This window comes from Cupriavidus sp. 22TCCZM04-2, from assembly GCF_057798895.1.
Genome location: NZ_JBYOJS010000004.1, coordinates 84,547 through 100,358, shown reverse-complemented (window position 1 = coordinate 100,358; position 15,812 = coordinate 84,547). Strand labels below are relative to the sequence as shown.

14 protein-coding genes are annotated in these 15,812 nt (G+C 67.0%); 5 read left to right on the top strand and 9 right to left on the bottom strand.

Annotated elements, in window-relative coordinates:
* Positions 1-47: 47 nt before the first annotated feature.
* Positions 48-1,082: an aminoglycoside phosphotransferase family protein gene (locus AC3FKG_RS08345; protein ID WP_488742844.1), complete on the bottom strand. Its 1,035-nt coding sequence runs from the start codon at positions 1,080-1,082 to the stop codon at positions 48-50.
* Between the two features lie 159 nt (positions 1,083-1,241).
* On the opposite strand from AC3FKG_RS08345, the gene AC3FKG_RS08340 reads away from it, so the two are divergent.
* From AC3FKG_RS08340 to trpS, 5 genes are read left to right on the top strand one after another with little or no spacing between them, the layout of a single operon-like run.
* Positions 1,242-3,674 (top strand): LPS-assembly protein LptD, encoded by a 2,433-nt coding sequence (locus AC3FKG_RS08340; protein WP_488742843.1) that lies wholly within the window; start codon positions 1,242-1,244, stop codon positions 3,672-3,674.
* Positions 3,675-3,683: 9 nt separating this feature from the next.
* On the top strand, positions 3,684-5,174 hold the full coding sequence (locus tag AC3FKG_RS08335; protein WP_483710471.1) for a peptidylprolyl isomerase: 1,491 nt from the start codon (positions 3,684-3,686) through the stop codon (positions 5,172-5,174).
* A gap of 23 nt (positions 5,175-5,197) precedes the next feature.
* On the top strand, positions 5,198-6,241 hold the full coding sequence (gene pdxA / locus AC3FKG_RS08330; protein ID WP_488742842.1) for a 4-hydroxythreonine-4-phosphate dehydrogenase PdxA: 1,044 nt from the start codon (positions 5,198-5,200) through the stop codon (positions 6,239-6,241).
* A gap of 14 nt (positions 6,242-6,255) precedes the next feature.
* A complete protein-coding gene (gene rsmA / locus AC3FKG_RS08325; RefSeq protein WP_483710473.1) occupies positions 6,256-7,092 on the top strand; it encodes a 16S rRNA (adenine(1518)-N(6)/adenine(1519)-N(6))-dimethyltransferase RsmA in 837 nt (278 codons plus the stop codon).
* 43 nt (positions 7,093-7,135) lie between these two features.
* Positions 7,136-8,167: a tryptophan--tRNA ligase gene (trpS, locus tag AC3FKG_RS08320; RefSeq protein WP_488742841.1), complete on the top strand. Its 1,032-nt coding sequence runs from the start codon at positions 7,136-7,138 to the stop codon at positions 8,165-8,167.
* Between the two features lie 75 nt (positions 8,168-8,242).
* On the opposite strand, the gene AC3FKG_RS08315 is transcribed toward trpS, so the two are convergent.
* From AC3FKG_RS08315 to glyQ, 8 genes are all read right to left on the bottom strand, one after another.
* Positions 8,243-9,148: a DMT family transporter gene (locus AC3FKG_RS08315; RefSeq protein WP_483710475.1), complete on the bottom strand. Its 906-nt coding sequence runs from the start codon at positions 9,146-9,148 to the stop codon at positions 8,243-8,245.
* Between the two features lie 9 nt (positions 9,149-9,157).
* Positions 9,158-9,565: a lactoylglutathione lyase gene (gloA, locus tag AC3FKG_RS08310; protein ID WP_483710476.1), complete on the bottom strand. Its 408-nt coding sequence runs from the start codon at positions 9,563-9,565 to the stop codon at positions 9,158-9,160.
* 106 nt (positions 9,566-9,671) lie between these two features.
* Positions 9,672-10,523, bottom strand: coding sequence for a M48 family metallopeptidase (locus AC3FKG_RS08305; protein ID WP_483710477.1), 852 nt, complete (start codon positions 10,521-10,523; stop codon positions 9,672-9,674).
* Positions 10,520-11,272 (bottom strand): lysophospholipid acyltransferase family protein, encoded by a 753-nt coding sequence (locus AC3FKG_RS08300; protein WP_483710478.1) that lies wholly within the window; start codon positions 11,270-11,272, stop codon positions 10,520-10,522. Before AC3FKG_RS08300 ends, AC3FKG_RS08305 begins: the two co-directional genes overlap by 4 nt.
* A 32-nt stretch (positions 11,273-11,304) precedes the next feature.
* Entirely contained in the window at positions 11,305-11,883 is a 579-nt protein-coding gene (gene gmhB / locus AC3FKG_RS08295) for a D-glycero-beta-D-manno-heptose 1,7-bisphosphate 7-phosphatase (protein WP_483710479.1), read from the bottom strand.
* Positions 11,884-11,914: 31 nt separating this feature from the next.
* Positions 11,915-14,047 (bottom strand): glycine--tRNA ligase subunit beta, encoded by a 2,133-nt coding sequence (gene glyS, locus AC3FKG_RS08290; protein WP_483710480.1) that lies wholly within the window; start codon positions 14,045-14,047, stop codon positions 11,915-11,917.
* A gap of 35 nt (positions 14,048-14,082) precedes the next feature.
* Entirely contained in the window at positions 14,083-14,715 is a 633-nt protein-coding gene (locus tag AC3FKG_RS08285; RefSeq protein ID WP_488742840.1) for a hypothetical protein, read from the bottom strand.
* Positions 14,712-15,668 carry a glycine--tRNA ligase subunit alpha gene (glyQ, locus tag AC3FKG_RS08280; RefSeq protein WP_483710482.1) on the bottom strand — a complete coding sequence of 319 codons (957 nt, stop codon included), beginning with the start codon at positions 15,666-15,668 and terminating at the stop codon, positions 14,712-14,714. Before glyQ ends, AC3FKG_RS08285 begins: the two co-directional genes overlap by 4 nt.
* Between the last annotated feature and the right edge of the window lie 144 nt (positions 15,669-15,812).

The window sequence follows — 15,812 nt, the reverse complement described above, 5'->3', positions numbered from 1 at the left end:
GCGGGGGTTGTCGGGATGGTCCGGCGGGGGCACTGCGCGAGCCCCGCTCAGAACGTATAGCCGGCCGGGCTCGCGGCGCCTTCGAGCGCGTCGAGCAGGCGGATCAGCTTGCGCAGTTCCGTGTAGCGGCCCGCGACCTGGCGCGTGTACTTGAGCACCAGGGGCAGGTTGGCGAGGTATCCGTCCTTGCCGTCGCGGTGGTACAGGCGCGCGAAGATGCCGAGGACCTTCAGGTGGCGTTGCAGGCCCATCCACTCGAAATCGCGGTAGAACTCGCCGAAATCGGCGTTCACCGGCAGCCCGGCCTTGCGCGCGCGCTCCCAATAGCGGATCAGCCAGTCCAGCTGCTGCTCCTCGTCCCACTCGATATAGGCGTCGCGCCACAGCGAGACCGCGTCGTAGGTGATCGGGCCGATCACGGCGTCCTGGAAATCGAGCACGCCGGGGTTGGCGCCGCCGGGGAGCACCATCAGGTTGCGCGAGTGATAGTCGCGGTGCACGTAGACCTGCGGCTGCGACAGGATGTTGGCCAGCAGCACATCCATCACTTCGCGCAGGTCGGCCTGCTGGGCGTCCGTGAGCGTCGCGCCCAGGTGTTTCGCGATGTACCACTGGGGGAACAGGTCCAGTTCGCGCTGCAGCAGGGCGCGATCGTAGGCCGGCAGTTCGCCGGCACGCGTAGCGGCCTGGATGCGGACCAGCGCGACCGCGGCGTCGGCGTACATGCCGGTTGCTGAGGAATCGTCGAGCCGGGACAGGTAGGTCTGGCTGCCTAGATCGGCCAGCAACAGGAAGCCCTGCTCCAGATCCTGTGCCAGGACCGTGGGCACCGTCACGCCGGCGGCGCCGAACAGCGCCGCGACATGGACGAACGGCCGGCAGTCCTCGTGCGCGGGCGGCGCGTCCATCACAATGGCGGTTGGATGCGCGGCGTTGGCCGTGCTGACGCGGAAGTAGCGCCGGAAGCTGGCGTCGGCCGAAGCGGGTACGCAGGAATCGGGATCGACGGACCAGTCCGGACCGAGTCCGGATACCCAGGATTTGAGCTGGTCCAGGCGCGGGTCGTGAGGAAGTGCTGCCATGCCGGAAAGGTAGTATTGGTTGCCCCGTATAATACCCGACCAGACCCGGGCGCCGGGCGGCCCCCGGGAGGGGCCTTCGGTTGCCCCGCAGCCTGTTTCGACGGCGCTGGCGGCTCGCAGGCAAGCCGCCACCGACGACGTGACTGAAAACCCGCTCGCATGACCGAACAACGACGATCAACGAACCACCGAGCCAACAAGCCGCCTGCGCTTTCCGGCCCTTCCAGCCGCACTGGCCGGCTGCCTGCCGGCGCCCTGCGGCCGCTGGTGCTGGCCATGGCCGGCCTGTCGGTGGGCGCGCACGCGCAGATGTCGAGTTCCGCCATCCCCGACATAGACCAGACCGAGCCCCTTATCGAAGTCGCCCCCCAGGTGCCGCCCGCGCCGACGGTGTCGGGCGAACTCGTGCCGCGCCTGGCCGAGCCGTCCAAGTCGGGCGAGCCCGGCGAGAATCCGCCGGCATTCGTGTCCGGCGACCGGCTGAACGGCTATAACGAGCGCGGCGTGGAAATCGAAGGCAACGCCGAGCTGCGCCGTGGCGGTGCCGTGGTCAAGGGCGACAAGCTGACCTACGACCAGGATACCGACGAGGCCTTCGCCCACGGCAATGCCCGCGTGTCGCGCGGCGGCGCGCTGGCCGTGGGCCCCGAGGCGCGCATGAAGATCGAGGCGAACGAGGGCTACATGCTCTCGCCCGACTATTATTTCCAGCAGACCGGCGGCACGGGCAAGGCCGAACGCATCGATTTCGTGGACAAGGACCGCAGCGTGATCAAGCGGGCCACGTACACCACATGTTCGCCGGACAATGCCGACTGGTATTTCAGCGCGCGCCAGCTCGACCTGGACAGCGATCGCCAGGTCGGCGTGGCCTACGGCGGCGTGCTGCATTTCTTCGACGTGCCCATCGCAGGCGCGCCGGTGTTCAGTTTCCCGCTGACCGACGAGCGCCGCAGCGGCTTTCTGTCGCCCCTGTTCGGCTACGGCTCGAAATCGGGCCTCGATGTCACGCTGCCGTACTACTTCAACATCGCGCCGAACCGCGACCTGACGCTTTATCCGCGCATCATGACGTCGCGCGGCTTCATGCTCGGCGGCGATTACCGGTACCTGGGGCAAGGCTATTCGGGCCGGCTGCGCGCGGAAATCCTGCCGGATGACCGCCAGACCGGCACCAACCGCTGGTCCTACTCGTTCCAGCATACCCAGAACCTTGCCAAGGGGCTGAACGCCTACCTGAACCTGAACCGCGTATCGGACGACAAGTATCCGGACGACCTGACGCGCACGGTGTCGCAATCGACGCTGCGGCAGTACACCCAGGAAGGCGGCGTCACCTACAACTGGCAGGACTTCACGGTGTTGGCGCGCGTGCAGAAATTCCAGACGCTGCTGCCGAGCGGGCCGTCCTACGAGCGCGAGCCGCAGCTCAACGGCAAGTACATCCGCTATGACCTGGGCGGTTTCGATGTGCAGGTGGAAACGGATTACACACGCTTCCGCATTCCGCTGACGTCCAACGGCTTCCAGCAGCCGCAGGGCGAGCGCATGTTCGTGCAGCCGACGATCAGCTATCCGATCGTGCGCCCGGGCTGGTATGTGACGCCGAAGGTCATCTTCAATGCGACGCAATACCAGATGGAGGCGCAAAGCAACACGCCGACCGCGCAGAACAATTTCTCGCGGACGGTGCCGACCGTCAGCCTCGATTCCGGCATGACCTTCGAGCGCACTGCGCCGACGATGAGCCGGCTGTTCGGGGTCAACTACCTGCAGACGCTCGAACCGCGGCTGTTCTATGTCTACACGCCGTTCGTCGACCAGAGCCAGTTCCCGCTGTTCGATACCGTGCAGTCGGACTTCGGCTACGGGCAGATCTTCTCGGAAAACCCGTTCACCGGTTATGACCGGGTCGCCGACAACAACAAGCTGACCGCCGGCGTGACCACGCGCCTGATCGAAGCCGATACCGGCGTGGAGCGTTTCCGCGGCACGATTGCGCAGCGCTACGACTTCACCGGCCAGCGCGTGCAGATAAACGGCACGCTGCAGGACCCGAAGGCGGGCAGCTCGGACCTGCTGGCCGCCACCACGATCCAGCTGTTCCGCGGCTACTATGTCGACGCGGGGATCCAATACAATCCGGATTCGGAGCACGTCAATTACTCCAACCTGGCATTTGCCTGGCGCCCGGAGGCGCGCAAGCTGCTCAACGTGGGCTACCGCTACCGGCGCGCCACGTCGGTGACGGACAATACCGCCATCGACCAGTTCGAGATTTCCGGTCAGTGGCCGATTACGCAACGCGCCTATGGCATCGGGCGGTTCGCCTTCGACCGGAACGCCAACCAGATGGTCGATGCGCTGGCCGGCGTGGAATATGCCGCCGATTGCTGGGTCGGCCGTGTGGTCTACCAGCGCTTCCGGAACACCTCGCAGGGCTACACCGGCCGCATCTTCCTGCAGGTGGAGTTCCGCGGGCTGTCGAAGATCGGCTCGAATCCGCTGGATATCCTGCGCCTGAATGTTCCTGGGTACGAACCCGTCACCGCCAAGCCGGTGCCGACGACCCAGTTCGATCACTATGAATGACGGATTACGATGAAACGTCAAGAATTTGCCGTGTTTTCCCTGGTGTCGTCGCCCTGGCGCCGCGTGCTGCTGTCGGCCGTGCTGGCCGCCGTGGCCGGGCCGGCCCTGGCCCAGCTCAAGGCGCCTTCGCAAGGGCCGCGCACCACCGGCATCTTCGTGCCGCAGTCCTCGGACGTGGCCGTCCCGTCGAGCCAGCCGCAGCTTGGCGTGCCGCAACCCGGCAGCAGCGGCAAGCGTTCGCAGCTGGTGGACGAGGTCGTCGCGGTGGTCAACAACAGCGTGATCACGCGGCGTGAACTGCTTGACCGCGCCGACGAGATCGAGAGCCAGCTTCGCGCCGCCAACCGCCCGGCGCCCGCACGCGCCGACCTGCTTGGCGAAGTGCTCGAGCGCCTGGTGATGGAGCGCGTGCAGACCCAGGCCGCGCAGGATGCCGGCATCAAGGTGACCGACCAGGAACTGGACCGTGCCATCGAATCGGTGGCGCAGCAGAACCGCCTGAGCCCAACGGAACTGCGCAGTCGCGTCGAGTCCAGCGGCATGACCTGGACCAAGTACCGGGACGAGCTGCGCAAGCAGGTGCAGGTGATCCGCCTGCGCGAGCGCGAAGTGGACTCGAAGGTACAGGTATATGACGGCGAGATCGACAACTACCTTGCCGCGCGTGGTGGCCAGGGCGCGGCGGCGACTGGGCCGACCGAGTTCAACGTCGCGCAGATCCTCGTGCGCGTGCCCGAAGATGCCTCCGATGCGCAGAAGCAGGCGCTGAAGACCAAGGCGGAAGGGCTGCTCAAGCAAGCGCAGGGCGGCGCCGATTTCGCGCAACTGGCGCAGGCGAATTCGCAGGCGCCCGAAGCGGCGCAGGGCGGCTCCATGGGCTTCCGCGAGATCGGCCGCCTGCCGGCCATCTTCGCCAATGCGGTAGTCGACCTGCAACCCGGCGCCGTGGCGCCTGAAGTGGTGGAAAGCGCCAATGGCTTCCACATCCTGAAGCTGACCGCCAAGCGCGTGGCGCCGGCTGCGGCGGCCTCGAGCCCGGCTGCGGCCTCGCGCATTACGCAGACCCAGGTCCGCCACATCCTGATCCGCACCGGCCCGAACATGCCGGAAGCGGAGGCGCGCCGCCAGCTCGGCACGCTGCGCGACCGCATTACGCACGGCGGCGACTTTGCCGATGCCGCCAAGCGCTTCTCGCAGGACGGCTCGGCCCAGGCGGGCGGCGAGCTTGGCTGGGTATCGCCGGGCGAACTTGTGCCGGAGTTCGAGCAGGCCATGAACCGGCTGCGCCCAGGCGAGATTTCCGAGCCGGTGGTGACGCAATTCGGCGTGCACCTGATCCAGGTGGAAAACCGCCGCGAAACCGAGATGGCGCCCGAGAAGCAGCGAGACTTCGCGCGTGCGGAAATCCGCGAGCAGAAGCTGCGCGCCGCCTATGATGACTGGGTGCGCCAGCTCCGTTCGGCGGCGTACGTCGAATACCGCGTCAACCGACAGCGCTGAGGCCCGCTCCGCACGATCCCGATATGCCCGACCCGCTTGCGCTAGCCATTTCGACCGGCGAACCCGCCGGTATCGGCCCCGACATCACCATCGGGGCGCTGTTGCGGCTCGCGGGCGAAAACGGCCACTGCCGCTACCATGTGCTCGGCGATGCGCAACTGCTGGCATCGCGCGCCGCCGCGCTCGGCGTGGCGCATGCCTGGGAACGCCTGCTGGGCGAGGGCGACGTAGTCGTCCATCACGTGCCGCTGGCGGTTGCCTGCGAGCCGGGCCGGCTCGATGCGCGCAACGGTCCCTACGTACTGTCGATGCTTGACGCCGCCATTGCCGGCTGCCGCGCCCAACATGGCGGCCCCGCGTGTTTCGCGGCGATGGTCACGGCACCCGTGCAGAAGAGCACGATCAACGATGCCGGCGTGCCATTCACCGGCCATACCGAATACCTTGCCGAGGCGGCCGGCGTGCCGCGCGTGGTGATGATGCTGGCCGGCCCCCAGCCGGCGCATGCCAACGCCATGCTGCGCGTGGCGCTGGCCACGACGCACCTGCCGCTGCGCGCGGTGCCCGACGCCCTGACCATACCGCTGCTGCTGCAGACACTGTCGATCATCGATGCCGACCTGCGGCGCTGGTTCGGCATTGCGCGGCCGCGCATCCTTGTGACCGGTCTCAATCCTCATGCCGGGGAAAGCGGCCACATGGGCCGCGAGGAGATCGACATCATCGAACCGGCGCTGGCGCAGGCGCGCGATGCCGGCATCGATGCGCGCGGCCCCTATCCCGCCGACACGCTGTTCCAGCCGCGCCACCTGCGCGACGCCGACTGCGTGCTGGCGATGTACCACGACCAGGGGCTGGCGCCCCTGAAGTACGGCACGTTCGGGCACGGCGTGAATATCACGCTGGGCCTGCCTTTCATCCGCACCTCGGTCGACCACGGCACCGCGCTCGACCTGGCCGCCAGCGGCCAGGCCGAGCACGGCAGCATGATCGAGGCGATCCGCAGTGCGGTCACCATGGCCGGGCATGCCAACGGCAGGCATGCAACGGCCAGGCCATCGCACTAGTGGTGTAATCCTCCATGCGTTCAAACATGCACCAGGGCCACGTGGCCCGCAAGCGATTCGGCCAGAACTTCCTGGTCGACGATTCGATCATCCACGGCATCGTCAATGCCATCAATCCGACCGCAGACGATGTGCTCGTCGAGATCGGCCCGGGCCTGGGCGCGCTGACCGATCCGCTGCTCGAGCGCGTGCCGCAGATGCAGGTGGTCGAACTGGACCGTGACCTGGTCGAACGGCTGCGCCGCCGCTATGGCGACCGCCTGCTGGTCCACGCGGGCGACGCGCTGGCGTTCGACTTCAGCCGCCTGGCGGTGGCGGGGCGCCCGCTGCGCATCGTCGGCAACCTGCCGTACAACATTTCCAGCCCGCTGCTGTTCCACCTGATGGAGTACGCCGACCACGTGCGCGACCAGCACTTCATGCTGCAGAAGGAAGTGGTCGACCGCATGGTGGCCGAGCCCGGCAGCAAGGCCTTCGGCCGGCTGTCGATCATGCTCCAGGTGCGCTACCACATGGAACACGTGCTCGACGTGCCACCGGGTTCGTTCAACCCGCCGCCGAAGGTCGATTCCGCGGTGGTGCGCATGATTCCGTGGCCGCGCACGGTGGACGGCCGGCTGCGTTCTCCGCATGCGGATTGCGATATCACCGTGCTGGGCGACCTGGTTACCGCAGCGTTCTCGCAGCGGCGCAAGGTGCTGCGCAATACGCTATCGTTCCTGCGGGACCAGGTCGATTTCGAGGCCATCGGCTTCGACCTGAGCCGCCGCGCCGAAGAGGTGCCCGTCGGCGAGTACGTCGAACTGGCGCGCCGCCTGGGCGGTGCCGCTTCCGATCGGCCCGCCGCCTGATTGCCAGACCGATACCATCCCGAATTTTCCGCGAATTTCCGTCATGACCGCCAATACGCAAACCAACAAGCGACCCGTCATCCTGACCGGCGATCGTCCCACCGGCCCGCTGCACCTCGGCCACTACATTGGCTCGCTCAAGACGCGCGTGCAGCTGCAGGACACGCATGAGCAATACCTGCTGCTGGCCGACACGCAGGCCATGACCGACAACGCGCACGATCCCGACAAGGTCCGCCGCAACGTGCTGGAAGTGGCGCTGGACTACCTGGCCGTCGGCATCGATCCGGCGAAGACGACCATCACCGTGCAGTCGTACCTGCCGGCGCTGGCCGAGCTGACGCTGATGTACCTGAACTTCGTCACGGTAGCGCGCCTGGAGCGCAACCCGACCATCAAGGAAGAGATCCAGGCCCGTGGCTTCGGCCGCGATATCCCGGCTGGCTTCATGTGCTACCCGGCGGCGCAGGCCGCGGACATCACCGCGTTCAAGGCCGACATCGTGCCCGTGGGCGAGGACCAGGCGCCGCTGATCGAGCAGACCAACGAGATCGTGCGCCGCATCAACCACCAGGTCGGCCGCGACGTGCTGAAGGAATGCCAGGCGCTGATCCCGAAGTTCGGCCGCCTGCCGGGCGTCGATGGCAAGGCCAAGATGAGCAAGTCGCAGGGCAACGCCATTGCGCTGGGCGCTGCGCCCGAGCAGATCAAGGCAGCCGTGCACAGCATGTACACCGACCCGGACCACCTGAAGGTCTCGGACCCGGGCAAGGTAGAGGGCAATATGGTGTTCACCTACCTCGATGCCTTCGACCCGAACACGGAAGAAGTGGAAGAGCTCAAGGCGCATTACCGCCGTGGCGGGCTGGGCGACATGGTGCTCAAGCGCCGCGTCGAAAGCGTGCTGAACGAACTGCTGGGCCCGATCCGCGAGCGCCGCGAGCAGCTCGCCAAGGATCCCGACTATGTGTTCGACCTGCTGCGCGACGGCACCAACCGGGCCAAGACCATCACCCAGCAGACGCTGGACGAGGTGCGAGAGGCGCTGGGCATGTTCTCGTTCGGCAGCCGCTGAGACGCTACCAGGCCGATCGGCCAACAAAAAACGCGCGGATCTTTCCGCGCGTTTTTTGTTTCCGTCCCGCGACGCTCAACCGCGGCGATTCACCAGCACGATCCCCGCCAGCACCAGCAGTGCCGCGACCGCAAAGCGCGGCCCGATCGCATCCTGCATCAGCACTACGCCGAAGGCGACGCCGAACAGCGGCGTCAGGAACGAAAACACTGAGAGCCGCGAGGCCAAGTAGCGCCGCAACAGCCAGAACCACGCCAGGTAGCTGGCAAACGCGATCAGCACCGACTGGTAGAAGAGACTGGCGAGCACGGCGCCGTTGAGCTGGACACTGTCCGCCTGGCCGCCCATCAGGGCCATGGCCAGCAGCAGCACGCCCGATACCGCGAGCTGGTAGAGCAGGGTCTTGCTGGCCGGAGCACTGGCCAGCGGCGTGGCACGCACCACCACGGTGGTCGCCGCCCACAGCAGCCCCGCCACCACGCCCAGCGCATCGCCGGCCAGCGTGCCGCCATGCGCGGAGGCGGCGGTTATGCCGTCCGCAAAGGCCAGCACCATGCCGCAGAAGGCCAGCACCACGCCCAGCCACTGGGCTGCGCGCAGACGCTCGCCCGCGACGGCGAAATGCAGTCCGACCGCGGTAAAGATTGGCGCGGTGTACAGGAACACCGCCATGCGCGATGCCGTGGTGTGGCCGAGTCCGACGAAGATGCAAAAGAATTCGGCGCCGAACAGCAATCCCGCCAGCAGGCCCGCGCGCAGCGTACCGTCGCGCTGCCAGAGCGGCGTGCCGCGCCACGCGGCAAAGCCGAACACCAGCAGCGCCGCGATGGCCGAGCGCACGCCCGCCTGCAGCACCGCGCCCATCAGCGGCGCGGTCAGCTTGATCACGACCTGCTGCAGCCCCCAGGCGGCGCACAGCACCACCATCAGGCCGACGGCGGCGCCATCGAGCGGGCGGCGGCTCAGGGTCTGCGCGTCCATGCCGCGCGCTCAGGGACGGCTGGCGTCGCGCGTCGAATTGCGCTCGATCAGTTCGATCTTGTAGCCGTCCGGGTCTTCGACAAACGCGATCACGGTAGTGCCGCCCTTGACCGGGCCGGCTTCGCGCGTGACCTTGCCACCCGCCACGCGGATGCGGTCGCAGGCCGCGGCGGCGTTGTCGGTCTCCAGCGCGATATGGCCGTAGGCGGTGCCCAGGTCGTATTTGTCGACGCCGTAGTTGTAGGTCAGCTCCAGCACCGCGGTTTCGCTTTCCGGGCCATAGCCGACGAACGCCAGGCGGTACTTGTACTCGGTGTTGTCGCTTTCGCGCAGCAGCTGCATGCCGAGCACGCGGGTGTAGAAGTCGATCGAGCGCTGCAGGTCGCCGACGCGCAGCATGGTATGGAGGAGTCGCATTTGAGATGCCCTGTGGGTCGTTCTTGAGGGGAATGCGACATTTTAGTGCGTTTGCGTGAAACGCACCGGCGCGGCCAGGCGTGCCGTCGCCATTCAGGACGTTCGCTCAGAACGTCGGCAGCAGTTCGGGCGGATGGGCCCGCAATTGTGCCCGTGCATCGCGGAACTCCGGGAAGATCGATTCCACGGTCTCCCAGAAGCGCGGGCCGTGGTTCATCTCCTTGAGATGCGCCAGTTCATGCGCCGCGACATAGTCGATCATCGACATCGGAAAATGCATCAGCCGCCAGTTCAGGCGGATCTTGCCGTCGGCGGTGCAGCTGCCCCAGCGCGTGGCGGCGGAGGTCAGGGCGAAGCCGCTATGACGCACGCCCAGGCGCTCGGCATACAGGTCGAGCCGTTGCGGCAGCAAGCGCCGCGCCTGCTGCTGCAGCCAGCTCTGCACGCGATCCTTGATCTGCTGCTCGTCGGCATGCGCGGGCATGGCCAGGTGGAGCACAAGCGTCTCGCCATTGAACAGCACCGCGCCGATCGGCGATTCCAGCGTGAGCGTGATGGTCTGCCCAAGGAACGGCAGCGTGGCGCCATCGCGCCATTGCACCGTGGGCAGCACGCGCCGCGTTTCGCGCTGGCGCCATTCGCCGAGCTTGTTCAGGATCCAGCGCTGCTTTTCGCGGATGGCGCTCTCGACATCGGCCAGCGTGACCCAGCGCGGGGCCGTGATTGAGAGGCCGCGGTCATCGACCGTGAAGCCGATGGTCCGGCGCGACGAACGCTTGAGGCTGTAGTGCAGCGTGTGCTCGCCCAACTGGAGCCGGCGGCCATCCGGTTGGGGTGCCGGCCATCCGGCCGCGGGTGGAGTCGGCGCCATCCCGGCCACGATGTCCTGCGCGCTGTCGGCCAGCGGCAGTTCCAGCTGTGCGCCGGGGGCATCGGGAGCGGGACGCAGCAAGCTCATGCGGCCTGTCCGTTGCCGTAGCTCGGCGCGTCGATGCGGCGCATGTCGCGCTCGATCCAGTCGCGCACTTCCTGGTTGAGCTGGTCGGCCGTCTTGTTGGCCGACGGGATCGACGGCCCGATGGAGATCGTGATCATGCCCGGGTACTTGAAGAACGAGTTGCGCGGCCACACCCGGCCCGAATTGACGGCCATCGGAATCACCCATGCGCCGGTTTCCACGGCGAGGCGGGCGCCGCCGCTCTTGTAGCGCGGGTTCTCCAGGCCCGACGGCGTGCGCGTGCCTTCAGGGAACATGATGATCCACGCGCCCTCGGCCAAACGCTCGCGGCCCTGGCGCGCGGCGGAGGAGAACGCCTTGATGCCTTCCTTGCGGTTGATATGCACCATCTTCAGCAAACCGAGGGTCCAGCCGAAGAACGGCACCAGCAGCAGCTCGCGCTTGAAGACAAAGCACAGTGGCTTGGGCATCAACGCCACATAGGCGATGGTTTCCCATGCGGACTGGTGCTTGGAGAGCAGCACCACGGGCTTGTCGAGCATGGTGTCCATGTGCTCCCGCCCTTCGATCTGGTAGCGGATGCCGCAAATCACACGCGCCGCGCCGATCGCAAGGCGGGTCCACCCGCGCACGAAATCGAAGCGCCGCGCGGCATTCATGAACGGGAAGACGATAAAGCAGACGGTTGCGTAGGGTGGTGTCAGCACCAGCAGGTACAGCGCAAACAGAAGGGAACGCAAAAAGGTCATCGAGGGGGCGCTTGATGGGGTCAGCAGGGAATTCAGGAAGAAGCCGGGCGCGGCGCGACGTCGCCGCCGGCCAGCCAGCGGGCGAAGGCGCGCAGATCGTCGTGAACGCGCGTGCCGGGCGGCAGACCGCCCTTGTCCAGGGTCTTCTGGCCCTTGCCGGTCAGTACGAGGTGCGGGGTGCAGCCGACCGCCACGCCGGCCTCGAGATCGCGCAGCGAGTCGCCGACGATCGGCACGCCCTTGAGTTCGATGCCGAAGCGTTCGCTGATCTGTTCGAGCAGACCGGACTTCGGCTTGCGGCAGTCGCACGCGTCGGCCGCGGTATGCGGGCAGAAGAACACGGCGTCGACCCGCCCGCCCAGGTTGGCCAGCGCCTTGTACATCTTCTCGTGCATGGCGTTGAGCGCGCTCATCTCGAACAGCCCGCGGCCGATGCCGGACTGGTTGCTGGCGACCACCACGCGGTAACCCGCCTGGTTCATCATGGCGATGGCTTCTAGGCTGCCTTCGATCGGCACCCATTCGTCGGCCGATTTCACGAACTGGTCGCTGTCGAGGTTGATCACCCCGTCGCGGTCGAGGACGATGAATTTGGGCGGTGTCTGCGGCATGTCTGGTTTCCGGTGTGGCGTGCGGCCCGGGTCAGGCCGCCAGCTTGGAGATGTCGGCCACGCGGTTGGCCAGCGCATGCAGCGAGGCCAGCAGCGCGAGGCGGTTGGCGCGCTGCTGCGCGTCCTCGGCCATCACCATCACGTTGTCGAAGAAGCCATCGACGGCCTCGCGCAGCTGGGCCAGGTCGCGCAGCGCGCTGGTGAAGTCGCCGCGGGCGAAGGCCGCTGCCACGGCCGGGCGCACCTGTTCGATGGCGCCATGCAGCGCGCGTTCGGCATCTTCCTGGAACAGGGCCGGGTTGACGGCGGCGATGTCCTGCGCGGCGTCCGCGTTCTTCTTCAGGATGTTGGTGATGCGCTTGTTGGCGGCGGCCAGCGCTTCGGCTTCCGGCAGCGCGGCGAACGTGCGCACGGCTTCCATGCGGCCGATCACGTCGTGCAGCTGCTGTGGGCGCAGGCTGACCACGGCTTCGACTTCATTGGTGGTGTAGCCCTTGTCCTTCAGGTACCCGCGCACACGGTCATAGAGGAAATCGGCAATCGCCTCAGGGGCGGCCTTGACGGCCGTCACGCCGGCAAAGGCCTGCTGGGTCAGCGCGAGCAGCGCGTCGACCGACAGCGCCAGCGGCTTCTCGATCAGCATGCGCAGGATGCCCAGCGCATGGCGGCGCAGCGCGAACGGATCCTTCTCGCCAGTCGGCTGCAGGCCGATGCCCCAGATGCCGACCAGCGTTTCGAGCTTGTCGGCCAGCGCCACGGCGGTGCTGACGGCGCCTTCGGGCAGCGCGTCGCCGGCAAAGCGCGGGCGATAGTGCTCGGAGCAGGCCAGCGCCACGTCCTCGGCTTCGTCGTCGTGGCGGGCGTAGTAGGTGCCCATGGTGCCTTGCAGCTCGGGGAACTCGCCGACCATATCGGTCAGCAGGTCGGCCTTGGCCAGTTCGGCGCCGCGCATGGCAGCGGCCTTGTCCACGGCGACGCCAGCCGCGTTGAGCGCATCGGCAATGTGGCCGGCAATCTGCTGCAGGCGCTGCACGCGATCAAGCTGGGTGCCGATCTTGTTGTGGTAGACCACGCTCGCCAGCTGCGGCACGCGCGAAGCCAGCGTCTTCTTGCGGTCCTGGTCGAAGAAGAACTTGGCATCGGCCAGGCGCGGGCGTACCACGCGCTCGTTGCCCGTGATGATCGACTGCGGCGTTTCCGTGGCGAGATTGGAAACGATCAGGAAGCGGTTGCGCAGGTGGCCGTCGGCGTCGGTCAGCGCGAAATACTTCTGGTTGGTCTGCATCGTGAGGATCAGGCATTCCTGCGGAACCGCCAGGAAAGCTTCCTCGAAATGGCAGGCGTAGACCACCGGCCATTCCACCAGCGAATTCACCTCGTCGAGCAGCGCATCCGGCATGACGACCTGGTCTGCGCCGGCAGCCTTCAGCAACTGGTCACGGATCGACTCGCGACGCTGCGCGTAGCTCGCGATCACCTTGCCCTGCTGCAGCAGCGCGTCCGCATACTGCGTCGCGTGCGGGATCTCGATCACGCCTTGCGACAGGAAGCGATGGCCCTGCGTCAGGTTGCTGGCCTGCAGGCCAAGCAAGGAGACCGGCACGATCTCGCTGCCGAACAGGGCCACCAGGCGGTGCGCGGGGCGCACGAAATGGACTGTGTCGCCGCTCGGGCGCTGGTAGCTCATCACCTTCGGGATCGGCAGCTTGCCGATAGTGTCATCCAGCGCGGCCTGAAGGCCGGCGGCCAGCTCCGCGCCCCGGGCGGTGTAGCGATAGAAGAAGGCCTCGGCCTTGCCGTCGGAGGCGCGCTCCAGCGTTTGCCAGTCGATTTCCGGCACACCGACGGACTTCGCCAGCGCGGCGAGCTTCTTGGCCAGCGGCGCGGTCGGTTCGCCATTGGCGCCCAGCGCCACCGTCAGCGGCAGGACCTTCTCGCGCTGCTCGCGGTCGGGCGCGCTGCGGCGCACGCCGGATACCAGCGCGGCCAGGCGGCGCGGCGAGGCATAGGGCGTGACGGCGGCACCGTCGTCAAGCAGGTCACGCTCGCGCAGGCCGGCGAACAGGCCCTGCGCGAAGGCCTCGCCCAGGCGCGACAGGGCCTTGGGCGGCAGCTCTTCGGTGAACAGTTCGATCAGCAGCGAGTCGGTCATGGGTTGCGACATGAATCGTTTCCAACAAGTTGTGGCACGCCCTGCAATCAGCAGTGCGGCTCAAGATTAGGTTCTACACCGGAGAGCAGCCAGAGGCCGTTCTGTTGCCGGAATTGCAGGGTGGTGAACGCGCATTGCGGCACGGCGACGGCACTTGCCGCACCGTTGCCGGCGGCGCGGCTGCCCGCGGCCGGAAAGCGCGCTTCGATACGGCGCAGGCGCTTGTCGTAGCGGATCTCGTCGATGCGCCCGCCCACCCAGAAATCGATCTTCGGCGGCAACTGCGCGGCCGAATAGTAGGTGCGCATGACGCGGCGCGGCTTGCCGTTGCGGATTTCCGTATCGGTCCAGGTCAGCGGATAGCGAATCGCGCTTTCATACGCACGCAGCGGCACGCGGTGCCAGCCAAGATCGCGCGAGCCCGACAGGTCGCACGCGAACGACCGCACCAGCTGTGTCCACTGATCGAGCGAGTTCAGCGATGGCTGCCAGTGGCGCGCCATGGCGACCTGCAGTGCCTGCGGTTCGGCTTCGCATACATTGGACAGATCGGCCGGCAGCAGCAGCGCCTGCGGGCTCGGCGCGGGCTGGGTCTTGGCACGCGCGGCGGCACCGCCCGTCAGCCCCAGCACTGCCATGACCATGGCGCAGCACAGCGCGCTGCGCGTCAGCGACGTCATGCCTTGGCCCCGCCGCACATCGGGAAGCCCAGCGCTTCGCGCGAATCGTAATAGGCCTGCGCGACCTGGCGCGAAAGATTGCGGATGCGGCCGATATACGCGGCGCGCTCGGTCACGGAAATCGCGCCGCGCGCGTCCAGCAGGTTGAACGTGTGGGCGGCCTTGAGCAGCTGTTCGTAGGCGGGCAGCGCCAGGCGAGGGCCGGTGCCGGCTTGCGCTTGGGTGCCGCTGTCGGCTGTCTCGCCGCCATTGCCCATCAGACGCTTGGCCTCGCTCTCATGTTCGGCGAAATGGCGGAACAGGATTTCGGTGTTGCTGTGCTCGAAGTTGTACGTGGACTGCTCGACTTCGTTCTGGTGGTAGACATCGCCATAGGTCAGGCGGCGCGTTTCGCCGTTCTCCTGCCACTCGGTCCAGACCAGGTCATAGACGTTCTCGACCTTCTGCAGGTACATGGCCAGGCGCTCGATGCCGTAGGTGATCTCGCCCGTAATCGGCTTGCAGTCGATGCCGCCGACCTGCTGGAAGTAGGTGAACTGCGTGACCTCCATGCCATTGAGCCAGACTTCCCAGCCCAGGCCCCATGCGCCCAGCGTGGGGTTCTCCCAGTCGTCCTCGACGAACCGGATGTCGTTCTGCTTCAGGTCCAGCCCCAGCGCTTCGAGCGAGCCGAGGTACAGCTCGAGGATGTTCTCCGGCGCGGGCTTGAGCACGACCTGGTACTGGTAGTAGTGCTGCAGGCGGTTCGGATTCTCGCCGTAGCGGCCGTCCTTGGGGCGGCGCGACGGCTGCACATAGGCCGCGCGCCACGGCTCCGGGCCGATCGCGCGCAGGAACGTGTGCACGTGCGAAGTCCCCGCGCCGACCTCCAGATCGATGGGTTGCAAGAGTGCGCAGCCCTGCCGGTCCCAATAGGCCTGCAGGGTCAGAATCATTTGTTGGAAGGTCAGCATAGGAAGACTAGATCGGGAGTCCCGCCGCAATGCCGCGCCGTTCAGGGCGCGGGCTGCAGTCAAAGTGCAGCGGGCGACGCATACGGTTGGTGCCAAACCCTGAATTCTATCGGGTTTTTGGGCGCCGGCCTGCCTTTGCGGGCC